General features: G+C 58.7%; 19 protein-coding genes and 2 pseudogenes. 13 read left to right on the plus strand and 8 right to left on the minus strand.

What is annotated here, in order from left to right; all coding sequences use genetic code 11:
* From C9413_RS06170 to C9413_RS06185, 4 genes are all read right to left on the minus strand, one after another.
* Positions 1 to 446: ABC transporter permease (locus tag C9413_RS06170; RefSeq protein WP_170250280.1), on the minus strand; the 446-nt coding region annotated here is incomplete at its 3' end.
* Between the two features lie 17 nt (positions 447 to 463).
* The gene (locus tag C9413_RS06175; RefSeq protein WP_170250281.1) at positions 464 to 1972 is read right to left on the minus strand and encodes a sugar ABC transporter ATP-binding protein; all 1509 of its coding nucleotides are present in this window, start codon (positions 1970 to 1972) and stop codon (positions 464 to 466) included.
* A 62-nt stretch (positions 1973 to 2034) separates the two neighbouring features.
* Positions 2035 to 3081 carry a substrate-binding domain-containing protein gene (locus C9413_RS06180; protein ID WP_040114835.1) on the minus strand — a complete coding sequence of 349 codons (1047 nt, stop codon included), beginning with the start codon at positions 3079 to 3081 and terminating at the stop codon, positions 2035 to 2037.
* Between the two features lie 26 nt (positions 3082 to 3107).
* A complete protein-coding gene (locus C9413_RS06185; protein WP_040114836.1) occupies positions 3108 to 4097 on the minus strand; it encodes a sugar phosphate isomerase/epimerase family protein in 990 nt (329 codons plus the stop codon).
* Between the two features lie 350 nt (positions 4098 to 4447).
* Here C9413_RS06185 and C9413_RS33090 point away from each other — a divergent pair.
* A pseudogene (locus tag C9413_RS33090) lies at positions 4448 to 4713 on the plus strand (XRE family transcriptional regulator); the annotation flags it as partial.
* 63 nt (positions 4714 to 4776) lie between these two features.
* On the opposite strand, the gene C9413_RS06195 reads toward C9413_RS33090, so the two are convergent.
* The 4 genes from C9413_RS06195 to C9413_RS06210 are packed head-to-tail and all read right to left on the minus strand — an operon-like array spanning position 4777 to position 12069.
* Complete coding sequence (locus C9413_RS06195) at positions 4777 to 7812, minus strand: FAD-binding and (Fe-S)-binding domain-containing protein (RefSeq protein WP_040114837.1); 3036 nt, start codon at positions 7810 to 7812, stop codon at positions 4777 to 4779.
* Between the two features lie 33 nt (positions 7813 to 7845).
* Positions 7846 to 9081, minus strand: coding sequence for a pyridoxal phosphate-dependent aminotransferase (locus C9413_RS06200; protein ID WP_040114838.1), 1236 nt, complete (start codon positions 9079 to 9081; stop codon positions 7846 to 7848).
* A 14-nt stretch (positions 9082 to 9095) separates the two neighbouring features.
* Positions 9096 to 10628, minus strand: coding sequence for an aldehyde dehydrogenase family protein (locus C9413_RS06205; RefSeq protein ID WP_040114839.1), 1533 nt, complete (start codon positions 10626 to 10628; stop codon positions 9096 to 9098).
* 46 nt (positions 10629 to 10674) lie between these two features.
* Positions 10675 to 12069 carry a VOC family protein gene (locus C9413_RS06210; protein WP_040114840.1) on the minus strand — a complete coding sequence of 465 codons (1395 nt, stop codon included), beginning with the start codon at positions 12067 to 12069 and terminating at the stop codon, positions 10675 to 10677.
* Positions 12070 to 12176: 107 nt separating this feature from the next.
* On the opposite strand from C9413_RS06210, the gene C9413_RS06215 reads away from it, so the two are divergent.
* From C9413_RS06215 to C9413_RS06270, 12 genes and pseudogenes are all read left to right on the plus strand, one after another.
* Entirely contained in the window at positions 12177 to 13076 is a 900-nt protein-coding gene (locus C9413_RS06215; RefSeq protein WP_170250285.1) for a LysR family transcriptional regulator, read from the plus strand.
* 12 nt (positions 13077 to 13088) lie between these two features.
* Positions 13089 to 13337, plus strand: a pseudogene (locus tag C9413_RS06220) (hypothetical protein); the annotation flags it as partial.
* A 250-nt stretch (positions 13338 to 13587) separates the two neighbouring features.
* Entirely contained in the window at positions 13588 to 14616 is a 1029-nt protein-coding gene (locus C9413_RS06225; RefSeq protein WP_040114843.1) for a LacI family DNA-binding transcriptional regulator, read from the plus strand.
* A 258-nt stretch (positions 14617 to 14874) separates the two neighbouring features.
* Positions 14875 to 15816 carry a sugar ABC transporter substrate-binding protein gene (locus tag C9413_RS06230; RefSeq protein WP_040114844.1) on the plus strand — a complete coding sequence of 314 codons (942 nt, stop codon included), beginning with the start codon at positions 14875 to 14877 and terminating at the stop codon, positions 15814 to 15816.
* Positions 15817 to 15885: 69 nt separating this feature from the next.
* The gene (locus C9413_RS06235; RefSeq protein ID WP_052451759.1) at positions 15886 to 17424 is read left to right on the plus strand and encodes a sugar ABC transporter ATP-binding protein; all 1539 of its coding nucleotides are present in this window, start codon (positions 15886 to 15888) and stop codon (positions 17422 to 17424) included.
* Positions 17425 to 17449: 25 nt separating this feature from the next.
* A complete protein-coding gene (locus tag C9413_RS06240) occupies positions 17450 to 18466 on the plus strand; it encodes an ABC transporter permease (protein ID WP_040114845.1) in 1017 nt (338 codons plus the stop codon).
* Between the two features lie 87 nt (positions 18467 to 18553).
* The gene (locus C9413_RS06245) at positions 18554 to 19477 is read left to right on the plus strand and encodes a substrate-binding domain-containing protein (RefSeq protein WP_040114846.1); all 924 of its coding nucleotides are present in this window, start codon (positions 18554 to 18556) and stop codon (positions 19475 to 19477) included.
* A 94-nt stretch (positions 19478 to 19571) separates the two neighbouring features.
* Positions 19572 to 20471, plus strand: a complete 900-nt coding sequence (locus C9413_RS06250; RefSeq protein ID WP_040114847.1) for a sugar phosphate isomerase/epimerase — start codon at positions 19572 to 19574, stop codon at positions 20469 to 20471.
* 10 nt (positions 20472 to 20481) lie between these two features.
* Positions 20482 to 21492, plus strand: a complete 1011-nt coding sequence (locus C9413_RS06255; protein ID WP_170250283.1) for a Gfo/Idh/MocA family oxidoreductase — start codon at positions 20482 to 20484, stop codon at positions 21490 to 21492.
* An 8-nt stretch (positions 21493 to 21500) separates the two neighbouring features.
* Complete coding sequence (locus tag C9413_RS06260) at positions 21501 to 22286, plus strand: TIM barrel protein (protein WP_040114849.1); 786 nt, start codon at positions 21501 to 21503, stop codon at positions 22284 to 22286.
* An 81-nt stretch (positions 22287 to 22367) separates the two neighbouring features.
* Entirely contained in the window at positions 22368 to 24305 is a 1938-nt protein-coding gene (gene iolC, locus C9413_RS06265) for a 5-dehydro-2-deoxygluconokinase (RefSeq protein WP_170250284.1), read from the plus strand.
* Position 24306: 1 nt separating this feature from the next.
* Positions 24307 to 25426, plus strand: a 1120-nt coding sequence (locus C9413_RS06270; protein WP_246703705.1) for a thiamine pyrophosphate-binding protein, incomplete at its 3' end; no start/stop codon positions are given.

The following is a 25426-nucleotide window of genomic DNA, read 5'->3' on the forward strand; positions in this document are numbered from 1 at the left end:
GTATAGATCAGCGCAATGGCGCGGTATGTGCTCAGTGTGCCGAGCGTGACGATAAACGGTTGCAATCCGGCGTAAGCTACGAGCACACCGTTGACGAGACCGCAAATGACGCCGATGCCGAGGCCGGCCAGAATGGCGAGCGGAACGGGTATGCCCGCAACAAGCAGCGTCGCTGTGATCACGGCGGCGATTGCCGCGGTAGGGCCGACCGAAAGATCAATGCCGCCAGAGATGATCACCAGCGTCATCCCGAGGGCCAGGCATGCATTGATGCTCGATTGCTGCAGGATGTTGAGCAGATTTCGCTGGGATACAAAGTCAGGGGCAAGCAATCCGAAGAGCACCACGATGGCAATCAGGCCGATCAAGGTGCCGGTATCTCGTACCGAGAAGGATCCGAACAGTTTGGACGAGGGCACTGCGGCATTCTGGGTCGTGTCAGACATGGAATTGTTCCTGTTGGTCATGCCGCGCCAGGGCGACTGTCGGCCTTCCCAACGGCATGGGAGACGATGGTTTCTTCGGAAAGCTCGTCGCGACCGAGTTCTGCGACAATAATGCCGTCACGCATGACGAGGACGCGGTCGGAGACCCGCATCACTTCCGGAAGCTCTGAGGAGACGACAATCACCGAATGACCTTCTGCAGCGAGGACCTCGATGAGGTGGTAGATTTCGGATTTCGCGCCAACGTCGATGCCTCGCGTCGGTTCGTCGAACAACAGAATGCGCGAGCCCGCCGCCAGCCACCGTGCGATGATCGCCTTCTGCTGGTTGCCGCCACTAAACAACCGGATCTGCCGATCGAGCTGGAATGGTCTCAGGTTGACGCGTTTGAGCAGGTCTTCTGCAGCCCGCTTGAGTTTCCGGTGGTTGATGAACCCGCCTTTCGAGAAACGGTTCATCGATGGCAGCGCCATATTGATGGTGACGGACCGGTCTGGAATGATGCCTTCGCGCTTGCGCTCTTCGGGAAGGAGGCCGATGCCTGCGGCAATGGCCGCGCGTGGATTGGAGAGAGTGAGCAGCTTCCCGTCGACCTTGATGGTGCCCGACGTCACCTTGTCGGCGCCTGAGAGCGCGCGCAAGAGTTCAGTCCTACCCGAACCAACGAGACCTGCCACGCCCAGGACCTCGCCTTTGTGAAGGTCAAAGGAAATGTCGCGGACGCGAGCTGTGTTGAGATTCCGCGCCTCGACACTCGTCGTCGTCGTTGCATGCGAGTGGTGCTCCTCGGCCAGGAGCTCGCGGCCAACCATCATTGCGATGACCTCGGCCGTTGCGGTCTTCTTCAGATCGACCATCCCGACGACCTTACCGTCGCGCATGACCGTGGCGCGCTGGCAGACGCGGAACACCTCGTCCATCTTGTGGGACACGTAGATGATTGAGACGCCGCGCGTCGACAGCCGCTCGATGATATCGGCCAATCGTTCGAATTCGCTCGGTGTCAGGCTCGACGTGGGTTCGTCCATGGCGATGATCTTCGCCTTGTCCAACAGCGCGCGGGCGATTTCGACGACCTGCCGCTGCGCAACCTTCAGCGTGGAAATGGGAGCGGCCGGATTGATGGTAGGATCGATCATCGCGAGGGCCTCGGCGGCGCGCCGTTCCTGTTCCCGGCGATTGACCACGATGCCGCCGAAACGGGTCAGCGAGTGACCGAGGAACATGTTCTGCGCCACAGTGAGATGCGGCACCTGTTGCAGCTCCTGGTGGATCATGGCGATCCCGGCCTGGCGAGCGCTTTCGGGACGCTTGAAGTGATGGGCCGCGCCGTCGATCTTGATTTCCCCTTCCGTCGCACGAAAGACACCCGACAGGATGCGAAGCAGCGTCGACGTGCCGGCACCGTTCTCGCCAAGCAGCGCATGGATCTCACCGGGCGCGACATCGAAGGAGACGTCGGAGAGCGCTTTGACGCCGGGAAAGACTTTGGAGATATTCTCGAACGCCAATCTGGGAACAGCCATGGAAATCCAACCTTTGAGAGTTTGGACGGCCGGCTATGCCGACCGTCCCGCTTGGGAGGCGTCTACTTTCCGGCCGCTTTCATCAGCACCGTGCGCACATCGACACCTTCGCCTTGGAAGTCGTTGATGTTTTCCTTGGTGATGAGAGCCTGAGGCGTTGCGACCACGCGCGGCAACTTCTGGTCTGCGACGAGGCGGAGCGCCACTTCCATCGCGACCTCACCCGTCAACACCGGGAAGCTGTCGACGGTGCCCGTCAGTTCGCCAGCTGCGATCGACTTGTAGGCATCAGAAATGCCGTCCGTGCCGAAGACGACGACCTTGTCCTCCAGGCCCACGGCCTTCACGGCCTCGACAACGCCAAGCGCCATGCCGTCGTTGTTGCAGTAGAAGCCGACGAGGTCGGGATGCTGCTGGAGGATATTGGTTGCCGCATCATAGGACATCTGGCGGTCCCAATTGCCGGGCACGCTCGCGACGACGGTGAATTTGCCGCCGTCTTCGATCGTGCTCTTGAAGCCATCAGTGCGCTGGACGGCTGCATAAACACCCGCCTGACCCTCGACTATCGCGACTTTGCCGCCATTCGGACGGTTCTCGATGAACCATTTTGCGACTCGGACGCCGTTGTCTCGCTGGACATTGCCGACGTAATGCTCCGCCTGCGGGATCACAGCATCGTTGACGTTAACGACAGGCACGTTGGCAGCCTTCGCCTGTTCAATGACGGGCTGGAGGTTGGCGTCGGTTTGCGGCGACACCAGCAGCACGTTGTAGCCCTGCGTGACCATGCCCTCGGCGATCGTCAGCTGGCCGAGCTGGTCGCCCTCGCTCTGGGCGGCCTGATAGGCCACCGTCACGCCGACCTTGTCCGCGAACTTCTGATAGCCTTGGCCGAGCGAACGCCAGTATTCATTGGTCAGGGTCTTGGAGACGCCACCGACCCTGAAAGCTTCGGGCAGCGTCGGTAGCGCACCGAATTTCGTTTCCAGTTCGGACCAGTCCATGCGGTCTGGTTCAGAATCCGAATTGAGGGGCTTCAGTTCCTGTGCTGTCGCGATGCCAGCACAAAGGGTTGCGGCGAGAGCCACAGCGAAAATTCTCTTCATGTTTTCCTCCCGGAGGGCTTGGTGGTTCAGTGCTCCGCGCCGAACATCAGCTCCTGTACGATGGCCTGCGTAGAAACGGCGTCCTGTCGGACAATCGCGCTTGCGAGACGATTGTCCTGCTCGAGGCGGTCAACGACCTTCAACATCCGCTGGACAGTCTTGATGTTGACCTCGCATTCGTGAACCGGATCGAGCCCGGTCATATCTGGGAACGTGTCGAAATAAATCGCGCCGTCGTAGCCGTCGCGCCTGATCTGGCGGAGCAACTCGATCGTCTGAAGGGTATGGACTGCCCCGACCATCAGCCCGTCGTCGCGCTTCGCATAGCCGTCATTGAGATGGACACCGAGCACGCGGCTGTGGCGGGCGATCATGGCGGCAGCGAATGCAGGCTGCTCATCGGCGTAGAGGACATGCGCGAAGTCGAGCGTGACGCCCAGATTCTTTGCGCCGACATCCTTGATGGCGAGCAACGTCGTGGCCGCATCGGGCATCAGGCTATACGAGCGGGGCTCGTTCGGCTTATACTCGATCGAGATCAGGCAATCGGGATCGTGCTCGCAAACTTCACGGATACCATCTATTTCGTGTTGCCACATCTTCTCATAATCGACTTGGAATGCGTAATCGAAGCCGTCTTGGCCGAGCCATATCGTCATCAAGCTCGACCCGGCTTCACGGGCGGCATCGATCCCTTTCTTCGTCAGATCGATCGCCTCGCGCCGGACGACTTCATCCGGATGTGTGAAGGCGCCGAGCTTGAAGGCAGGATTTGTATAGTAGCGCATAGCGAAGCCATTGATCGAAAGTCCGAGATTGCTGAGCCTTTGCGAAAGTTCCTTTGGATTCTCAGTCACGTGGTCGGGGTAGTTCAGGTCGAGGTCGGTCAGTCCTTTCACCCGGGCGGCGCGGTTGGCCATCTGCACGACCGACGGCTTTGTAGGCTGGCCCGGCCATTCCCGGTGAGCGGCAGAAGCAAATGAATTGAGGCGGGTGGCAAAGCGTGTCGGGTTCAAGGCATCAGTCCCATCTGTGAAGTGATGCACTACTTCACAGATTATAATATCGTTGTAAAGTAGGAATCGTTTTTCGGTGCAGGAATTGTGTGCTGCATTGCAAAATGCAGACACTACCTGACTCCTGCGGCAGGTTGATGCCGCTGAGTGAGTTAGCCCGAAAACCCAATTTCACGGTTCGATCTGCTCAGTCCCAAGTGCCTCGTCGCCTCCTCACCGGCTACCAGACGATGCTTTCGAGCCTCGCGGCAGCAATAGCTGAGCAGCAGATTTCCGGTCTTCCAGCAAGTCTGCGTAAGGCACACTCGGCCGATGCTCCAAGATTGCAGGGCCAAGGGTTGGATTCCCATCAAGGGCCGCTGGCTCGCGAGGATTTATTTCCGGTAGAGGAAGTGACTGAGCCGGCTGATGAACTGCAGGGCGCGCTTGCCGCCGCACGGGAACGCGGCCGCCGCCGCGTGGCGGAAATCCTCGCCGAGGACGAGATGCTGAGCGCGGAATCGTTCGCGGATCTGCCAGGCATTTCGCGTGTCACTGCCACTACAAATCGTCAGAATGGACAGGTTCACGGTCTCGACGGAGCCAAACGGGTTCCCGATTCCCGTCATGGCAACTCGTTTTGGACCGCTGTCGAACCTCACAATAGCAACTCAGCCTCCGGCTGAAACGAAACGACACTTCAATCGAGCATGGTGTAGATCACCTCCAGCGGGTGAGGTAGAGACCTGCCATCGATTATCTTTGCCTGGCATCGGCACGAATAACCTGTGGCCATGACGACCTTGTCTTTCGATGCTTCAGCTACAGATCGCGCCCAACTCATGGCGTAAAGCTGCTCCGAGATGCCGCGGTTGCGGACCTCGTGACCAAAGGTTCCGGCCATTCCGCAACATCCTACAATTTCTACATGCACACTTGCGCCAAGAGCCTGAAAAACCGACTTCCACTGGTTTGGGGCGGACGGAAGGTTGCTACGCTCGGTGCAATGAGGAAGGAGGCTGTATTTGGGTGATGGCGATGGAATAGGTTTAATCGATAGCCTGCTCAAATTCTCTGCAAGCCATTCTTGCGGAAGAAGAACGGTCGCCTTGCGTCCGCTCGTCCATAATCCGAGATACTCGCTGCGGTAGACAAGCGTCATTGAGGGATCCAGCCCAACGAGAGCAATGCCGGCGTCTGCTAGGGCTCGGAGGTAACGTTCCGTCTTTGCGGCCGCTTTCTCGAAACGACCGAGGTACCCATGAACGTGCAATGCTTTACCATTGTGATGGTATGCGGCGAGGTACGGGATCAAGTTCATCTTACGAGCAACGCGAATGGCTGCAACCGGCACGTTTGGTTCGAAATGGGATGTGAAGCTGTCGAAAACAAATACGACAACCCGATCCTTTTCATCTGGCGATAGCTTCTCGATCTCTCTCGCGTGAGCGATCTCCACACCCAAACGGCGGACTTCCTCGTAAAATGAGCGCCGCGGTAGAAGTGGAAGTGCCGTCAACCCAATCTCCCGCATCAGCCGCCTGCCAGGCGATGTGCCGGCGACGAGATTGTAGAGCGGACGGGTGCGCGCCATCAAAGGGAGGGTGGTTTCGATACCGGAAACCATCGAGTCCTTTAGTGGACGCAAGTAACGGCCATAATACAGCTCCAGAAACTTAGAGCGGAACGCCGGCACACTGACCTTCACGGGACACTGCCCGGCACAAGCCTTGCACGCAAGGCAGGTGTCCATTGCTTCTCGAACCTCGTGGGAAAAGTCGTTGCGATTTCTTGGGTTAAGGCTGTTTATGACACGTGCCGTCAGGCTCAAGAATGGGTGTCGCCGGCGCAGACGCACGGACTCCTTGCGTGGATCAATGCCCTTCTCGCCAAGCAGGCGCAGCCATTCCCGCACAAGCATGGCGCGTCCTTTTGGCGAGTATCGCCGATCGCGGGTCGCCTTGTAGGAGGGACACATGGGGCTCGTCTCGTCGAAGTCGAAACAAGCGCTGTTGCCGTTGCAATAGGCGGCATTGTCGAAGGCTGCGCGTATTTCGTTACCGATTATGCGATCGAAAGCGCCCCTTAAAGGCACTTCGTCGATCTTGAGCAGTGACGCTGTGGACGGCGCGGCGATCTTGCCCGGGTTGAGGCGGTTGTTCGGATCGAAAGCCCGTTTGATGTCTTGGAGGCAAGGATAAAGGTCGCCGAAGAATTCCGGCACATATTCCGAGCGCACGCCCTTACCGTGCTCGCCCCACAGAACGCCGCCGTGTTTGCGAGTGAGCGCCACTACGGCGTCGCTGATGTGGCGCAGCAAAGGTACGTGATCGTCACGGGTCAAGTCGAGTGCCGGCCGTACGTGCAGCACCCCCGCGTCGACATGACCGAACATCCCGTAGGAGAGGCCCGCCTTGTCAAGTAGCGCGCGAAATTCGCGGATATAGGCAGCCAAATTCTCAGGCGGGACAGCTGTATCCTCGACGAAGGCGACAGGACGGACGGGGCCGTCCACATTGCCGAGCAATCCGACAGCGCGCTTGCGCATATTCCATATCGCCTCGACGTCGGCATGTCCGCGCGCCACAGTATAGCTGAGGCGGTTGGTATCCAGTTCTTCATCGAGCACCGCCGTGACCGCGGCAAGCTTTCGTTGGAGTTCGGCCTCATCGTCGGCCAGCACCTCGACGAGATTGATGCCGTTTGCCACGTCTGTGTGGTTCTCGGGGAAGAACCGGGCTATGTCGGTCCAGACGATATCGTTCTTTGCAAGCCCCAGCACCTTCTCGTCGATCGTCTCGACAGAGGCGACATTGAGGGCGCTCAGGGTGCGAGCGTCTTCCAGCGCGGCGTTGAAGTCGCTGTAGCGGATGTTGAGGAGGGCGACCTGCGCCGGGATCGGCAGAAGATTGAGTTCTGCCTCGGCGATCATGGCAAGGGTGCCTTCCGAGCCGCACAGAACGGCGTTCAAATCGAAGCGGCCGTCGGCGCGACGGATATGAGCTAGATCGTAGCCTGTCATGTAGCGATTGAGGTTGGGAAAAACCTCCTCTATGCGTTCGCGCTTTTCTCGTGCGATGCGTTCAACCGTCCTGTGAACGTCGCCGATCCGGTCACCCCTCGCCAGGGTCTTGGCAAATGCTTCTTCATCCATCGGACGCGACCACCAGTCGGAGCCGTCCATGAGCACGATACGAAGCCCAACCACGTGATTCGAGGTCTTGCCGTAAAGGCACGATCCTTGGCCGCAGGCGTCGGTCGACACCATGCCACCGATTGTGGCCCGGTTCGAGGTCGAAAGCTCCGGGGCAAAGAACAATCCGTGTGGCTCCAAGGCTCGGTTCAACTGGTCCTTGACAACACCTGCCTGGACTCGGGCCACCTTTCTCGCCGGATCAATTTCCAGGATCTGGTTCATGTACCGTGAGCAGTCCACCACGATACCCGAGGTGAGCGACTGGCCGTTCGTCCCCGTGCCGCCCCCGCGCGGGGCGATGGTGAGATCCGCAAAACGAGGATCGGAAAGCGCCTTTGCAATCTTCTTCAGGTCGTCGGCATCTCGTGGAAACAGAATTGCTGTCGGGGTTACCTGGTAGATAGAATTGTCAGTTGCGAAGACAGTGCGCGACATTGCACGCTGTTCCACGTCGCCATCGAACCCGACTTCGCTGAGCCTCTCGACAAAGCCGGGCGGCAACTGCTGTTTTCCAGAAGCGGAATGGAGACGCGGTATCATCAGTCTATACACACCTCGAACCAGGCAATGACATCAATTCCGCAATGCAGAGCAAGCATGCTTGATACGATTGAGCGCTTCCATCAATTCGGCTTGCGAAGTCGCGTACGAAATCCGAAAATAGGGAGATAGGCCAAAGGCCGAGCCAGGGACGACCGCGACGTGGGCCTCTTCTAAAAGATAGTCGGTGAAGTCATGGTCGGCCTCGATCTTCCTACCTTTCGGCGTCAGTTTGCCCAAAACGCCGGCGCAACTGGAAAAAGTATAGAAAGCACCCTCAGGAGTACGGCAATCCAACCCGTCGATATCGTTCAGGCGCTCGACAACAAGATCGCGACGACGACGGAAGCTCTCCTGTCTCTCCTTCAGAAACTTCTGGGGCCCGTTCAGAGCCTCGACCGCGGCAGCCTGGCTGACCGAACAGGGGCAGGACGTCGCCTGGCTTTGAATCACCGCCATCGCTTTGATCAAAGCCTTCGGGCCACCCGCATAACCGATGCGCCAGCCCGTCATCGCGTAGGCTTTCGATACACCGTTGATCGTCAATGTCCGATTCTTCAGTCGAGGCTCGATCGCGACAGGTGTCGCAACTGCGAAATCGTCATAGACGATGTGCTCGTACATGTCGTCGACCATCAACCAGACATGCGGATGACGAATCAAAACATCCAGGAGGGGGCGGTAATCCTCGGCGCTGTAGGCAGCGCCCGATGGGTTGGACGGCGAGTTAAGAAGAATCCAACGGGTTTTCGATGTGATTGCCGTTTCCAGCTGTTCGGCCTGGAGACGGAAGTTGGCCTTGGCGTCGCACGGTATAAGGACTGACACACCACCGCAAATCTCGACGATGTCGGAATAGGAAGTCCAGTAAGGCGTCGGGATGATCACTTCGTCGCCGGGATCGAGCGTCGCCATAAAGGCGTTGAACAGGATCTGCTTGGCGCCTGTCGCAACTGTAACCTCGTCGATATCGTAGTCGATGCCGTTTTCCCGTCTGAACTTTTCGACGATCGCCTTCTTCAGGGCTGGCGTGCCGTCCAGAGCGGTGTATTTCGTTTCGCCAGCGTCGATGGCGGCCTTAGCCGCCTCCTTGACGTTCTCCGGCGTATCGAAATCAGGCTCGCCCGCCCCCAGCACGATGACCGGCAGACCATCGCGCTTCATAGCAGCGGCGCGTGCGCCGACCTGGAGAATCTTCGAAACGCCAATCGAGGCGATCCGCGAAGCCGGTTTAAAGCCCGCTTCTTCGATTTTTGTTGAGATCGTCATGAAACGCGCACGTCCTATTCGATGTCAAAAGAAACGCCCTGTGCCAGGGGCAGCGATTTCGAATAGTTGATCGTGTTCGTCGTACGACGCATGTAGGCTCTCCAGGCATCGGAGCCGGATTCACGGCCGCCTCCGGTTTCTTTTTCGCCTCCGAACGCACCGCCGATCTCTGCACCCGACGTGCCGATGTTCACGTTGGCGATGCCACAATCGGAGCCATCGGCAGCTACGAATCGCTCGGCTTCCCTCATGTCCAGGGTGAAGATCGAGGAAGACAAGCCCGCACCCACCGCATTGTGATCGGCGATGACGGCATCGAAATCGCTGTATCTCATGACGTACAGAATAGGTGCGAAGGTCTCTTCCAGAACCGGGCCTTCATGTTTGGGCATTTCGACAAGCGCCGGCCTGACGTAGAATGCCAGATCGTGACCGACATCCACACGTTGCCCACCGGAAATGGTGCCGCCGTGCGCCTTGGCTTCAACAAGTGCCTTCTGCATGTTTTCAAAAGCGATTTTGTCGATAAGCGGTCCGACCAACGCTGTCGACTGCAGCGGATCCCCGACAGTAACGCTCTCATAGGCGTTTTTCAGGCGCGGTACGAGCTGATCATAGATGCTTTCATGGACGAACAGGCGACGCAAGGTCGTGCACCGTTGGCCAGCCGTGCCCATCGCGCCAAAGGCGACGGCTCGAAGGCTCATGTCGAGATCAGCTGAGGGACATACGATGCCGCCGTTGTTGCCGCCAAGTTCCAAGATGGCGCGAGCGAAACGCTTGGCCAGCCGCGGGCCGACGTCGCGGCCCATGCGAGTGGAACCCGTCGCTGACACGAGCGGAACCTTTGGATGATCAACGAGCACCTCACCGATCGCTCGATTGCCGATCAGAACCTGCGAGAGGCCTTCCGGAGCCTCGCCATAACGCTTGAGGGCGCGTTCGAGAATTGCCTGCGACGCCAATGCTGTAAGCAGCGACTTCTCCGATGGTTTCCACACGATGCTGTTGCCGCAGACCAAAGCCAATGCTGCGTTCCAGGCCCAAACGGCGACCGGGAAATTGAAGGCGGAAATGATGCCGATGACACCGAGGGGATGCCAGGTTTCCATCATACGGTGGCCCGGGCGCTCGGTAGCAATTGTGAGACCGTAAAGCTGGCGGGAAAGGCCGACAGCAAAATCGCAGATGTCGATCATTTCCTGCACTTCGCCCAATCCCTCGGACGGAATTTTGCCTGCTTCGATCGAAACGAGGCGGCCCAGATCCGTCTTGGCGGCACGGAGTTCCTCGCCGAGGAGACGAACAAGTTCGCCGCGTTTTGGTGCGGGCACGAGGCGCCACGTCTGGAAGGCCTCGTGAGCCTGGTCGATCAGCTTGGTCGCCTCTGCCGAACTCATCGCTTTCAGCTTGCCCGTTTGTTCGCCAGTAATCGGAGAGAAGGCAACAAGGTCGCCTTCGCTGTAACGTGATTTTGCCACGCCGAGGCGGCCGAGTATCGCGGTGGCTTCTTCAGTAACGGAAACAGTCTTTACGGAAACGTTCATTTTGGGACTCCAGGTCGGCTTCTGCTTGCGCGATTTCTGTGACGGTTCACTCGGCGGCGGGACGATTTTTCAGCTGCGAGACGCAGGCATCCAGTGAAGCTTTCTCAATGTGCGCATAATGATCAAATTCGTTCAGAACTTGCGCACCGAGGTCTGCTTCGAAGCGCTTTTGATTTGGACCAGCCACGAATTCCTGCTGTGCGCCGTCGCCAAGATTCGACTGAAAAATGCCCGCGGCGCTGACGGGAAGGAAATCCTCGTAAACGATGGGATCAAACTGGATCAGGCCGTCTGCAATGAGGCAATCTATGCTTGCATCCGGCAGCACAGAGCCTTTCTTCCCTTTCTCCGTGAGCGAGTAACTGAAATACCCTAGCCCATCAGCGCGGATGGCCGCCCAGTTGTCGGGGAATACATGAAACGTTTGCGCAAGCGCCGCTTCGTAGGCCTTGGCGTTCGAGCCATCCGCCGCCGGACGCACGACCTTGCGGGAATTGTCGAGAAGCTTGTCGTAAAGAGCCCTGCCTTTTGGGGTAAGGGCAATGCCCCGCTGTTCGATCTCGCCGAAGCGCGCCGTATGGGAGCCGGCTTTCCAGCGTCCCCGACCGTCTTCAAATGACACCGATTCTTCAAGCGCCTTAAAAGAGGTCTGGCGCAGCAGGACCGGGCAGTCGCGCGTCGGCGGTCCTTCAACGACTGCTTTCGGGGAAATTCCGTATTCGGGCATCAGCGCCTGCACTTTGTCGATATCAAGCGCGCGAGGGGTGAGGTGGTTGATGTGTGGTCCCTTGAAGGAAACGACATCGGCGATCAGGCGATGGGCATCGTGCAGACGATGATACATATCGGCATCGACTAAAGCTTTGTCATGCCAGCGGAATGCCTCCAACACTTCCGCAACGAAACGATCCGCATCCTCTTTGGACAGCCCACCTTCGACTTCCGCCTTTTCGGTCAGCTCGACTGCGCCGCTGGTGAAAATCTGCCGCTTGGCGAGAATGTCGGCCGCTTCTTTGCGCAAGGTCTCGTCCGCGATAAGGTCGAGGCGAAGCAAAGACGTAAAGACCCGAAAAGGGTTGCGCTTAAGGGCTTCCTCGCCGACCGGCCGAAACGCAGTCGAATGGACGGGCACTCCTGCCGTGGATAGATCGTAGTAGCCAACCGGATACATACCCATGACCGCAAAGACGCGCCGCATCATCGCAAGCTCGTCCGCCGTTCCCAAGCGGATTGCACCGTGACGCTCCTCAGATATCCGATCAAGATTGTCTGTCGCTTTAAGGCGAGCCCTAAGTGCGGGATTGGCGGCAAGTGCTTCCTTGTTAACCCGGGCCACGAGATCCATCAGAGTTCCGTAAGCAGGGACCTCGGTGCGATACATGGCCGACATCGCTTCAGAAAACGCGGCGCGGATGTCGCTCGATGTGACATGCTTCGTCATTGTTTTAGACCTTTGAAGAGTTTGTGACTTGATGCTGGAAATGCAATATACTCTTCTGTGGCAGCCACGTGTTGTGACTTGTGCGGTTAACTTTATGCGAAAATGGAATAGGTATGCGTCGAAGCCTGGTGCCAGACATTGTGACCCTTCAAGCGTTTGAATGTGCGGCCCGCCACGCGAATTTCTCGCGCGCAGCAGAAGAGCTAAACCTGACCCAGAGCGCGATCAGCCGCCAGATTGCAGATCTGGAACGGCAGACTGGCCTCAAGCTTTTCGAGCGCATTCGTCAACGTGTCATCCTTTCTGAGGCCGGACAAAGGCTGCTGCCGGAGGTTAAGGATCTTCTTGCACGATCGGAACGGCTTATGATCGATGCGGCGGCAGCAGGTCGCACGCGCGCATCGCTAAAGATAGCGACACTTCCAACCTTTGGCGCGAAATGGCTCGTCCCCCGCCTAGGGCGTTTCCTCGAGACGCATCAAGATGTTGCGCTAACGATAGAATCTCGTTCGAAGCCCTTCAGCTTCATGGAGGATAGTTTCGATCTCGCTATCCATTACGGACAACCTATATGGGCAGGTGGCACCCCGACGTTCCTCTGCCATGAGACCGTTATGCCGATAGCAAGTTCAGCACTCGCCGAACGGGCGAGGCGAGAGGCAGCAGGCGATCTCTCTACCATTCCATTGCTACACCTTACGACGCGGCCAAAGCTATGGTCGGACTGGTTTCGACTACAAAGTTCGATCGTAGACAATGCGTATGTCGGGCTCCGATTTGACCAGTTTTCGATGATGGTTGCAGCAGCGATAGCCGGGCTCGGTGCGGCGCTTCTGCCAACTTATCTGATAGAGGAGGAGCTAAGGACCGGCATGCTCCTACCCCTGACGTCCAGCACGATGAGAACCGAAAACGCGTATTACGTCGTCCGCCCCGAGGAAAAACAGAGCCTTCCCATCGCCGATGAGTTTCAGGAGTGGCTACGCTCTGAAGTACGAGAGGAATAAATGCGTGCGGATACGGTCGCCGAGAGGGTGGCGACGATAGCGACTGCGAGCCGTGATCAGTCAAACGCGCTTGCCGAAGTCAATGCATCTGTCAACGAAATGGACCAGATGACGCAGCGCAATGCGGCTATGGTCGAAGAAACCAACGCGGCGACCCGGCAACGCGCCGACGAGGCCGAAACGCTTATGGAGATCGTTGGTCAGTTCCGATTGCCGGACCATCCCGTCCGCAGCCGTGTCCAGGGGGATTATGCCGCGTGACTGTTGATCGGAGCTCGGCGATCGTCGGTCCAAACGATGACCTTGCGGCGACCTCGATTCTGGACTTGACGCCGGCGGCGAGGCGACGTGACGCATCAAACTCCACCTAAATCATGAGCGAAAGGGCCTCATCGCCCTGCAGCTAGAACAAGGACAGATATTTTTTGCATTGCTGATTGGTTTCTCTCAATCCGCATGACAATCTATGTCACATTGTGAAGAAATCCTGTCTTTCCCTGAGGTGATCTCGATGAAGCGTCCCACGATTGCGGACGTCGCAGAAGCGGCTGGCGTTAGCGTTGCAACAGTCGATCGCGTGTTGAATGCCCGACTCCCGGTGCGCGAAGAAACATCAAAACGAGTGTTCTCTGCTGCCGAGCGGGTCGGATTTCACGGCGCAAATATAATTCGGCAGCGAATGCTGGCAGATATGCCTTCCTACAATCTGGGCGTTGTTTTGCGCAAAGAACGCCACGCCTTCTATCAAGCATTTGCCGAAGAACTGCAGGCCGCCGCACGTGCTGTCAAGGACCGGCGTCTTCAAGTGCATGTGCAGTTTGCAAAGTCCGGTGAGCCCGGTGAGATTTCAGAGCTGCTGCTTGGCATGAAGGGAAAGGTGCAGGCCGTTGGTGCTATCGGACCAGACCATCATGACGTCACATCGGCGGTGAGCACGCTCAAATCCAAGGGGATTCCTACCTTCTCGCTGCTTTCCGACTTTGCCCAAGGCGTGCGTGAGGCATATCTCGGCACTAACAACATGAAAGTGGGGCGGACCGCCGCATGGCTCCTGTCCAAGCTGTCGCATTCACCCGGAAAACTGCTCCTGCTTCTAGGTGGTCACCGATTTCACGGGCATTCGCTACGCGAGACTGGATTTCGCAGTTATATGCGGGAATACGCTCCGGAGTTCGAGGTGCTGGATGCGCTTATCAACCTTGAAACCCGGCGCTTGACGTATGAACTGCTGATGGACGCCGTTTCTCGCCATGATGACCTGGTGGGTGTTTACTGCATCGGGGGCGGGATGGAAGGCGCGATCGAAGCTTTGCAGGAAACGAACAAAGGCGAAAAGATCGGCTGCCTCGTCAACGAACTGACGCCGGAATCACGACAGGCGCTGCTTGAACGGCGCATCACCGGCGTATTTCAGACGCCCCTGCGTGAATTATGCGCTGACCTCATTGGCACCATGGTTCACACGATCGAACACGGCATGGCAGAAACGCCAGGACAACGCTTCCTGCCTGCGCAACTTTGGGTGCCTGAGAGTCTGTGATGGTTTGATGGATTCTATCATGAACAGCTGCATGGTTTCTATCAGCGCTGATAGCCGGTAGCCGTCACGAGACGTTGACGACGGCCCTCCACTAGGAAATTGTCCTGCCGGGTGGTGGAGACAGGAGGCTGCCCCACCGGGATAACGAAAATCCTGACCAACCGATGATGGAGATCATTGATCTTCGTCAGCGAATTCTTGTTGCCAAATGGCTGACCTGGGCTTTTGGCGCCGCGATAACCTCTGGAGGAGAATGAAATGAAAAAACACCTGATTATTGCAGCTTTCGCCAGCATGTTGGCGACGACCGCGTCGGCCGAGACGATCGGCGTCTCGATGGCGCTCTTCGACGATAATTTTCTCACGGTTCTTCGAAACGGCATGACCGACTACGCCAAGACCCAGGACGGCGTTACACTTCAGATCGAAGATGCGCAAAACGACGTTGGTAAGCAGCTCAGCCAGGTCCAGAACTTTGTCGCCTCCGGCGTCGACGCCATTATCGTCAATCCAGTTGATACGGATGCGACCGTTGCGCTCTCGCAGGCTGCCGATGCGGCAGGTATTCCTTTGATTTATGTGAACCGTCAGCCAGTCAACGTGGACCAGCTTCCCGAAAAGCAGGCCTTCGTGGCTTCCGACGAAAAAGAGTCCGGAACGCTCGAAACCAAGGAAGTTTGCCGCCTTCTGAAGGAGGCTGGGAAGACAGAGGCGAAAGCCGTCGTCATGATGGGCGAGCTCTCCAACCAGGCCGCCCGCATGCGCACGCAGGACATCAAGGACGTGATTGCGACACCCGAGTGCAGTTTCATCAAGATCGTTGAGGAGCAGACCGCCAACTGGTCGCGCCCACAGGGCGCCGACCTGATGACCAACTGGCTATCTGCCGGCGTGGAGTTTGACGCTGTCATTGCCAACAACGACGAGATGGCAATTGGCGCGATCCAGTCGCTGAAAGCTGCCGGAAAAGACATGAAAGACGTGATTGTCTCCGGCGTGGACGCCACTCAAGATGCGCTTGCTGCCATGGCCGCTGGCGACCTCGATGTCTCCGTCTTCCAGAATGCTGCGGGGCAGGGAAAGGGCGCTGTAGACGCGGCCCTGAAGATTGCGCGCGGCGAGACCGTCGAGAAGAAAGGCTATGTGCCGTTCGAACTCGTCACCCCGGCAAATCTCAAAGACTACCAGGCCAAGAACTAAAACAGATCGTAGCGTCGAAGGAGGCGGATATGCCGCCTCCTTCGATTTCGAAGCGATGGAGGATAAGCCATGGTAAGTCCCACCACAGCGGCAGCTATCAAGCGCGTACTCGAGGCCACGGAAGCCGACGGCCTGCTTGCAATCGAGGGTATTCGCAAAGAGTTCCCGGGTGTTTTGGCGCTCGACAACGTGCAGCTTCGCGTCAGACCCGGAACTGTCCACGCATTGATGGGCGAAAACGGGGCTGGCAAGTCGACGCTCATGAAAATCATCGCCGGGATATACCAGCCGGACGCTGGTGAAATACGTCTTCGCGGTGTCCCGACAGTGCTGAAGTCACCGCTTGACGCGCTGGAGCAAGGGATCGCGATGATCCACCAGGAGCTCCAGTTGATGAACTGGATGACAGTGGCGGAGAACATCTGGATCAGACGCGAACCCAAGAACCGCGTTGGACTCATCGACCATTCCAAGATGGTGACGATGACGGAGGAGCTTTTTGCTCGCCTGAACATCGTACTCGATCCGCGAGCTCAAGTGTCCGAACTGACAGTAGCTCAAAAACAGATGGTCGAGATTGCGCGCGCAGTTAGCTACGAATCCTCTGTCCTCATCATGGACGAGCCGACATCGGCGCTGACCGACCGAGAGGTGGATCACCTCTTTTCCATTATCCGCGACTTGCGGAAACGCGGAATCGGCATTGTCTACATCACCCACAAGATGAACGAGCTCTTCGAGATTGCCGACGAGTTCACGGTTTTTCGTGACGGAAAATATGTCGGTACGCACTCTTCAAAGGATGTAACCCGTGACGACATCATCCGTATGATGGTTGGGCGCGACATCACCGATATGTTTCCCAAGATCGATTGCCCGATTGGTGACGTGGTCCTTGAGGTCAAGAACCTCACCATCCCCGGTGTCTTCTACGACATCTCCTTCTCTCTGAGACGAGGAGAAATTCTCGGATTGGCTGGCCTGGTGGGATCCAAGCGATCCAATGTTGCTGAGGCCATTTTTGGCGTCACGCCGGCAACGTCGGGTGAAATCCTGGTCGAGAGTAAGCCGGTTACCATCGACAGTCCCAGCGCGGCAATGTCGCACGGCTTTGCCTTTCTTACCGAGGATCGCAAGGAAACTGGCTGCTTCCTGATACTGAATTGCCTGGAAAACATCCAATCCGCATTGATTACGCGATCCCATGTAAAGGCGGGGTTTGTCGATGAATCGACGGTGACGAAGCTTGCGGAGGAAATGGCAGCAACGCTTCGGGTAAAAACGCCAAATCTATATGAGGCTGTCGAGAATCTCTCAGGCGGCAACCAGCAGAAGTTGCTGATCGCACGCTGGCTCCTGACCAAGCCTCGCATCCTTATTCTCGACGAGCCGACACGCGGCATCGATGTCGGCGCCAAGGCGGAAATACACCGGTTGATAACAGCTCTGGCGTCGGAGGGGGTCGCCGTACTGATGATCTCGTCGGAGCTGCCGGAAGTGCTGGGAATGAGTGACCGCATTGTCGTCATGCATGAAGGCCGTGTGTCGGGCGTTCTCGATCGCGCCGAGGCAAATCAAGTCAAGATAATGGACCTTGCTGCGCGTTAGCCGCGCACACGGGAGGAAACGCACCATGAACACCACAACACAGACCATTCCGCAGATCACCCCGTCACGGCGTCGTCTGCCGTCCGAGCTTACAATTCTCCTCGTGCTCGTTGGCATTTCCTTGACGTTCGAGATACTTGGGTGGATTCTGCAGGGACAAAGTTTTCTGGCGAACACGCAACGCCTTGCGATCATGATCCTGCAAGTATCGGTGATCGGGATCATCGCGATCGGCGTCACCCAGGTGATCATCTCCGACGGCATCGATCTCAGTTCCGGCTCGATCGTCGGTGCGACCGCCATGATTTCGATGAGTCTGGCGCAGGCGAGTTCCTTCCCGAGGGCACTTTACCCCGGTTTGACCGATCTTCCCGTCGTCGCGCCGGTCGCGGCCGGGTTGTTGGTCGGCGTTGCCTGTGGAGCGATCAATGGTTTCCTGATCGCCTACAGCAGGATCCCTCCCTTCATTGCAACGCTTGGCATGATGGTGACGGCACGCGGGTTCGCGAAGTGGTACACCAAGGGCCAACCCATCAGCTTCCCAACCGACAGCTTTGCTGCGATCGGCAAGGGCCTCGCACCGGTGCTTATTTTCCTTGCGGTGGCAGCGGTCATGCATGTTGTTCTACGCTACACCCGCTACGGCAAATTTACCTATGCGATCGGCGCGAACCGGCAGGCCGCACGTGTGTCCGGGATCAACGTCGAACGGCATACGGTCAAGGTCTATGCGGTTGCCGGTCTTCTATCCGCACTGGCAGGAATCGTGGTGGCTTCCCGCGGACTGACCGCACAAGCCGGTATGGGAACAGGTTATGAGCTCGATGCGATCGCGATGGCCGTTATCGGAGGGGTGTCGCTCTCGGGCGGGCGCGGATCGATCCCGGGCACCATGATCGGCATGGTCATCTTCGGCGTGATTATCTCCGGCTTCACCTTTCTGCGCCTCGATGCCTATTACCAAGAAATGCTCAAGGGGGTGATCATTGTCGCAGCCGTGGTGGCGGACGTGTACCGGCAACGCAAGCGCGTGAAATCCTGAATTCGCAAAAGCAAAAGAGGGCCGGTCGGCCGTCCCTCTTTTGCTGAGCTGTGGCGCCAAAACCAAGTTCGATTTGTGAGAACTGCAATGAGACAGCTTTTAATAACGACCGCGCTTTGCCTTCTAGCCGCCCCGGCCTTTGCTGGCACGCGCGTGGCGGTGACAATGACGTCGTTCGATAACCCATTTCTGACGATTCTGCTGAACGGAATCCGCGATGAAGCAAAACGGGTAAAAAATGTCGAACTCCTCACAGAGGACGCTCAACTCGATCCTGCCAAACAGCTCAACCAAATCCAAAACTTCATTGCCAACGGTGTTGATGCAATCATCGTGAATGCCGTTGACGGCGACTCGACGGCCGCGATCACACGGGCGGCAGCTGATGCGGAGATCCCGCTCGTCTACGTCAACCATCCGCCGGCCGAACTTGCTTCGGGATTGCCGGAAGGCACAGCCTTTGTCGGTTCCAACGAACTCGATTCCGGCACGATGGAAGCGAAAGCTGCCTGCAAGCTTCTGGGCGGCAAAGGTCGCGTCGTCATTCTGATGGGGCCGCTTGAAAACCATGCAGCCCTTGTGCGCACAAAGGATGTCGAGGCCGTCTTTTCTCAACCCGGTTGCCGGATCGATATCGTCGAAAAGCAGACAGCGAACTGGAACAGGACCCAGGCGCAGGACCTCGTCTCTTCCTGGCTGACGGCCGGGCTGAAGTTCGATGCGGTGGTTGCCAATAACGACGAGATGGCCATTGGCGCGGCTCAGGCTTTGAAGGCGGCTGGCGTCGCGATGAACGACGTTGTCATCACCGGCATCGATGCCACGCCAGATGGACTGGCCGCCATGGAGGCCGGAGACATCGACGCGACAGTTTTCCAGAACGCAACAAAGCAAGGCGAAGCCGCAGTCCAGACGGCTGTCAGATTGGCAGGAAAGCAGGCCAGCGAGCGCACCCTTTGGGTACCGTTCGAACTCGTCACCCCCGACAACATGGCCGCCTACCAAAAATGACGGCCGTGGCCGCGGTCGATCTCCTCCCGGATCCCGCGGCCCCACCAATCGACGCCTTCTGAGGCATGTCGCTAAAACACGAAGGAACCAACATATGCGTATCGCCCTTGACCCGTTCATGCATCGTCATCTCAGCCTCGAGGAGCTGCCGCGGAAGGTCCGCGAGCTCGGCTATGAATGGATTGAACTGAGCCCCCGCGCCGATTTTCTGGAATGGTTCAAGGCACCCCGGGTTTTCCCTGAGCGTATCAAAACCTTCAAGAAAGCGCTGGCCGCCGAGGGTGTGAAGATCGCCTCATTGTTGCCGATGTATCGCTGGGCCTCGAATGACGAGACCGAGCGTCAGGCCGCTGTGCGTCACTGGAAGCGCGCCATCGAAATCGCGGTGGAGATGGAAGTCGATACGATGAATTCGGAATTCGGGCGCGGTCCGCACCCCGACAAAGGCTCGTGCTACTGCTGCCACACCGGGTCGATGATCGAGGCCTGTGAAGACGCATGGTGGCGCTCGATGGAGGAACTTGTACCGATCTTCGAACGTGAGAACATCAGTTTACACGTCGAGCCGCATCCGGAAGACTGGTGCGAAACATTGCAGCCCGCGCTCGACATCATCCGCACGGTGAATTCGAAGAACGTCAAGTTCCTCTATTGCGCCCCGCACACCTTTTACTTTGGCGACGATACCAAGGCGATGCTGCGCGAGGCCAAGGACGTTCTCGCGCACGTTCATGTGGGCGATACCTTCAATCACAAAGCGTCGTCGGGTCTGCGCTATATTCTCAACCCACCGGGTACCCAGGCGCGTGTTCACCAACATCTCAATATCGGCCAAGGCGAGGTCCCCTGGGACGACTTCTTCGGCACGCTCGCCGATATTGGCTTCGACGGTATTATGACCTCCTGCGTCTTCGCCTGGGAGGACAAGGCAGACGAGTCTGGACGGTTCATGTGTAGCGAAATGAACAATTACATCAAAAAGTACCGAAAGTGAGGCTTTCCAAATGACTGTTAGAATAGGTGTCATCGGCACCGGTGCAATCGGCCGAGACCATGCACGCCGCATCAATCAGGTTCTTGGCGGGGCGACAGTCGTCGCGTTGAGTGACGTGAACCGCGCCTCGGCCGAAGCGGTGAAAAGCGACATTGCGCCTGATGCTGCAATTTTCACCACCGGGGAGGAACTGATTTCCTCACCCGATGTCGACGCTGTGCTTGTCACCTCTTGGGGTGCCACTCACGAACAATATGTACTGGCCGCGATCGCTGCCGGTAGGCCATGCTTCTGCGAAAAGCCTCTGGCGACGACCGCCGATGGCGCCAAGCGCATCGTTGATGCAGAAGTTGCGCACGGCAAACGACTTGTACAGGTCGGTTTCATGCGCAGATATGATGCGGGTTATGTCGCCCTGAAGCAGTTCGTGGATACCAAGATCGGTGCGCCGATCATGGTTCATGCCGCCCATCGCAACCCGGCCGTCCCCGAGCAATATGTTACGCCGATGGCCATCCACGATACGATGATTCACGAAATCGACGTGCTGCGCTGGCTGTTGAATGACGACTACGTTTCTGCTCGTGTGCTGTTTCCGCGTTCGGCAGCGCGCAGTCATGCCAAGCTTAGGGATCCCCAGATTGTCATTCTGGAGACTGCCAAGGGCCCGACCATCGATGTCGAAATCTTCGTCAACTGCCACTACGGCTACGACATTCAGTGCGAGGTCGTTGGCGAAGACGGTGTTGCCACTTTGCCTGAGCCGATGGCAATCCAGACGCGTCTCGGCGCCAAGCTTCAAAACGATATCCTCACCGATTGGAAGGATCGCTTCATCGCCAGCTATGACGTTGAGCTGCAGGACTTCATCAATGCCGCTGCCAAAGGCACGGCGGCTGGCCCGAACTCCTGGGACGGTTATGTGGCGGCAATCACATCCGATGCCTGCGTAGCCGCGCAGGAAGCAGAGGGTGCCGCAGTCGCGATTAATCTTCCCGCTCGCCCTGCGCTTTACAACTGAGGTCCTCCATGCGTTTTGCCATCAACCACATCACCGCGCCCAAGCTGTCGCTTGAAAACTTCTTTGCGGCGGCTCGCAATCTGGGTCTGACGGAGGTCGAGATCCGCAACGATCTTCCCGACATCGTTGGGAAGGTGGAGCCTGAAGTCGTCAAAAAGGCTGCAGCGAGCGCCGGCGTCACGATCATCTCGATCAACGCGCTCTATCCGTTCAACGTCTGGTCGGGTGAATTACCGAAGAAGGCTGTGACGCTCGCCGACTATGCGGCCGCTTCCGGCGCCAAAGCGCTTGTCATGTGCCCGCTAAACGACGGCACGAAAGTGTCGTTCGATGATCTCGTCGCGGCGCTGAAGGCCATGAAGCCGATCCTTGAGGAGCGCGGACTGACAGGCCTGGTTGAACCTCTCGGCTTCCCGATCTCCTCGCTGAGGACCAAGAAGGAAGCGCTTCGCGCCATCGACGCGGCTGAAGGCGGCGGCATCTACAAACTCGTGCACGATACCTTCCATCACCACCTGGCCGGCGAGACAGAGTTCTTCGCGGAAAGGACGGGTCTGGTCCACATCTCGGGCGTCGTCGATCCCAATGTCGCAGTGGATGACATGCTCGACGCCCACCGCGTGCTCGTCGATGCCAAAGATCGGCTGGAGAACATTCCGCAGATCAAGGCGCTCATCGCGGCAGGCTTCGACGGCCCCTACAGCTTCGAGCCTTTTGCCGAGGAAGTGCATGGACTGGCAGATCCGGAAACCGCCGTGCGCGAGAGCATCAGCTACGTTTCGGGCAAGCTCTGAGCCGACAACCCGCTGCCTGCGCCTCGAGCGGCGCGGGCACCATGCACGTCAGGCAATTGCAGCCGGGTGCCGGAGGAAGAAATGAACAAGTCATTGGATGTCATCACGATCGGACGCTCGTCCGTGGATCTTTACGGGGTACAGATCGGCGGCCGGCTGGAAGACATGGGGTCGTTCCACAAATATATCGGCGGCTCGCCGACCAACATGGCTGCCGGCACCGCCCGCCTCGGCCTGCGCTCGGCGCTGATCACCCGCGTCGGCGACGAGCACATGGGCCGCTTCATTCGCGAGGAGCTTGCACGCGAAGGCGTCGACGTCACCGGGGTCAAGACCGATCCCGAGCGGCTAACGGCCCTCGTGCTCCTCGGCATCCGGGACGAGGACCGCTTTCCGTTGATCTTCTACCGCGAGAACTGCGCCGACATGGCGCTCTGCGAAGACGATATCGACGAGGCGCTGATCGCCCGTTCCCGCTCGGTTGTCGCGACCGGTACCCATCTCAGCCATCCGCGCACCGAAAAGGCCGTGCTCAAGGCGCTGGAGCTCGCGCGCAAGCATGGCGCGCGGACCGCGCTCGACATAGATTACCGTCCGAACCTCTGGGGCGTGGCCGGCCATGGCGACGGCGAGAGCCGCTTCGTCGAATCCGGCAAGGTGACCGCCAAACTGCAATCGACGCTGCGTCTCTTTGACCTGATCGTCGGCACGGAGGAGGAATTCCATATCGCCGGCGGCTCGACGAACACGATCGAGGCTCTGCGTGCCGTGCGTGCCGTCTCCACCGCCACGCTCATCTGCAAGCGCGGCGCGGCCGGCGCCGTCGCCCTGACCGGTGCGATACCGGATAGGCTCGACGAGGGAGAAAGCGGCCCCGGCTATCCGATCGAGGTTTTCAACGTTCTCGGCGCAGGCGATGGCTTCATGTCGGGTCTCATCAAGGGCTGGCTGGAGGATGCGCCCTGGCCACGCGCGCTTCAGTATGCCAATGCCTGCGGGGCCTTCGCCGTCAGCCGCCATGGCTGCACGCCGGCCTATCCGTCGTTGGAGGAGCTCGACTTCTTCCTGAAGCGCGGCATCAAAGACAAGGCGCTGCGCAAGGATGGCGACCTCGAGCAGATCCACTGGGCGACGAACCGCCACAATGACTGGTCCACCATGCGCGTCTTCGCCTTCGACCACCGCATGCAGCTGGAGGCCATGGCAGGTGCCACGCCCGAAAAGATTGGCCGTTTCAAAGAACTCTGCCTGAAGGCGGCCCTTGAGGTTCAGGGCGGACGACCGGGCTATGGCATCCTGTGCGACAACCGCCTCGGCCGCCGTGCGCTTCACGCCGCGTCAGGCACTGGCCTTTGGGTCGGCCGACCGGTCGAATGGCCGGGCTCGCGTCCGCTGACGCTGGAACCCGAACTTGGCCCCGACTTCGGTGGACTTGACGAGTGGGCGCTTGAAAACGTCGTCAAGGTCTTGTGCTTTTGCCATCCCGACGACGATGCGCAGATGCGAGCTTCGCACGAAGAGACGATCAAGCGGCTGTTCGCGGCGACCCGTCGCAACCGGCTGGAATTCCTGCTCGAGATCATTCCGTCCAAGGTCGGTCCGGTCGATGACGACACGACGGCGGTCCTGATCCGGCGGTTCTACGAGATCGGCATCTATCCGGACTGGTGGAAACTTGAGCCGATGGCAAGCAGTGCCGCCTGGGAAAAGGCTTGCGCTGCGATCAATGAAAACGATCCGCACACGCGCGGCATCGTGGTGCTCGGTCTCGACGCGCCGGAGGCCGAACTCGCAGCGAGCTTCAAGGTCGCGGCCGGCTTCCCGCTGGTGAAGGGCTTCGCGGTCGGCCGCACGATCTTCGCGCAGGCCGCACGCGACTGGCTTGCTGGCACCATCGCCGATGCTGAGGCGATCGAGGATATTCAGGCCCGCTATCAGCGGCTCTGCACAATCTGGGACGAAGCGCGCAGCGCAAGCCAGGACAATAACGCGGCGGGACCGTCGCGCAGGAGGGTATGACATGACAGGAACCATTCGCCTTACGGCAGCACAGGCCATGTTCCGCTGGCTGGCCGTACAGATGACTGAGGAGGGGGAGCGCTTCATCGAAGGCGTCTGGGCGATCTTCGGCCACGGCAACGTCGCTGGAATTGGCGAGGCTCTGCATGGCATTGGCGATAAACTGCCCACCTGGCGTGGCCAGAACGAGCAGACCATGGCCCATGCGGCAATTGCCTATGCCAAGACCAAGCGCCGGCGCAAGGCAATGGCGATCACCTCGTCCATCGGCCCGGGCGCGACGAACATGGTGACGGCTGCAGCGCTCGCCCATGTGAACCGCCTGCCCGTATTATTCATCCCCGGCGATGTGTTCGCCAACCGCCGGCCGGACCCGGTTCTGCAGCAGATCGAGGATTTCGATGACGGCACTGTCACCGTGACGGACTGCTTCCGCCCGGTCAGCCGCTATTTCGACCGCATCACCCGTCCCGAGCATCTGCTGACCGTCCTGCCTCGCGCGATGCAGGTGATGACCGATCCCGCAAATTGCGGCCCGGTCACACTTGCATTTTGCCAGGACGTGCAGGCCGAGGCCTACGACTGGCCGGAAAGCTTCTTTGAGTCGAAGACTTGGCGCATCCGTCGTCCAGAGCCAGATCCGCGCGAAGTCGACGATGTCGTCGCAGTGCTCAAGGCCTCTTCACACCCGGTCATCGTCGCAGGTGGCGGTGTGCTGTATTCCGGCGCGGAAGCCGATCTGCTCGCCTTCGCCAAGGCGCACAATATACCGATCGTCGAGACGCAGGCCGGCAAGGGTGCAATCGACTGGCAAGAAAGGCTCAATTTCGGCTCGCCGGGCGTCACCGGCACCGATTGCGGCAACAAGACCGCCGCCAGAGCCGACCTGATCCTTGGCGTCGGCACCCGCTTCCAGGACTTCACGACCGGCAGCTGGGCGATCTTCAGCAATCCGAGCCGCAAGCTCGTCTCGATCAACCTCGCCGGCTATGACGCGGCCAAGCACGGCGCCATCCCGCTGGTCTCCGACGCCAAGGTGGCGCTGGGGCGCATTTCCACTGCGCTCGGTTCCCACCGTTTCGCCGATCAGGATTTCGCCGCGCGCGGGGCCTGGTTCAAGG

It is taken from the genome of Rhizobium sp. SEMIA 4085 (assembly GCF_013004495.1).
GTDB lineage: Bacteria > Pseudomonadota > Alphaproteobacteria > Rhizobiales > Rhizobiaceae > Rhizobium > Rhizobium gallicum.

Excerpts from the sequence above, each read along its gene's own strand:
- C9413_RS06205 (WP_040114839.1), bottom strand. The coding sequence starts at position 10,628 with ATGAACGTTTCCGTAAAGACTGTTTCCGTTACTGAAGAAGCCACCGCG.
- C9413_RS06255 (WP_170250283.1), top strand. The coding sequence starts at position 20,482 with ATGACTGTTAGAATAGGTGTCATCGGCACCGGTGCAATCGGCCGAGAC.
- C9413_RS06230 (WP_040114844.1), top strand. The coding sequence starts at position 14,875 with ATGAAAAAACACCTGATTATTGCAGCTTTCGCCAGCATGTTGGCGACG.
- C9413_RS06235 (WP_052451759.1), top strand. The coding sequence starts at position 15,886 with ATGGTAAGTCCCACCACAGCGGCAGCTATCAAGCGCGTACTCGAGGCC.
- C9413_RS06225 (WP_040114843.1), top strand. The coding sequence starts at position 13,588 with ATGAAGCGTCCCACGATTGCGGACGTCGCAGAAGCGGCTGGCGTTAGC.
- C9413_RS06240 (WP_040114845.1), top strand. The coding sequence starts at position 17,450 with ATGAACACCACAACACAGACCATTCCGCAGATCACCCCGTCACGGCGT.
- C9413_RS06195 (WP_040114837.1), bottom strand. The coding sequence starts at position 7,812 with ATGATACCGCGTCTCCATTCCGCTTCTGGAAAACAGCAGTTGCCGCCC.
- C9413_RS06200 (WP_040114838.1), bottom strand. The coding sequence starts at position 9,081 with ATGACGATCTCAACAAAAATCGAAGAAGCGGGCTTTAAACCGGCTTCG.
- C9413_RS06180 (WP_040114835.1), bottom strand. The coding sequence starts at position 3,081 with ATGAAGAGAATTTTCGCTGTGGCTCTCGCCGCAACCCTTTGTGCTGGC.
- C9413_RS06250 (WP_040114847.1), top strand. The coding sequence starts at position 19,572 with ATGCGTATCGCCCTTGACCCGTTCATGCATCGTCATCTCAGCCTCGAG.
- C9413_RS06260 (WP_040114849.1), top strand. The coding sequence starts at position 21,501 with ATGCGTTTTGCCATCAACCACATCACCGCGCCCAAGCTGTCGCTTGAA.
- iolC (WP_170250284.1), top strand. The coding sequence starts at position 22,368 with ATGAACAAGTCATTGGATGTCATCACGATCGGACGCTCGTCCGTGGAT.
- C9413_RS06245 (WP_040114846.1), top strand. The coding sequence starts at position 18,554 with ATGAGACAGCTTTTAATAACGACCGCGCTTTGCCTTCTAGCCGCCCCG.
- C9413_RS06210 (WP_040114840.1), bottom strand. The coding sequence starts at position 12,069 with ATGACGAAGCATGTCACATCGAGCGACATCCGCGCCGCGTTTTCTGAA.
- C9413_RS06175 (WP_170250281.1), bottom strand. The coding sequence starts at position 1,972 with ATGGCTGTTCCCAGATTGGCGTTCGAGAATATCTCCAAAGTCTTTCCC.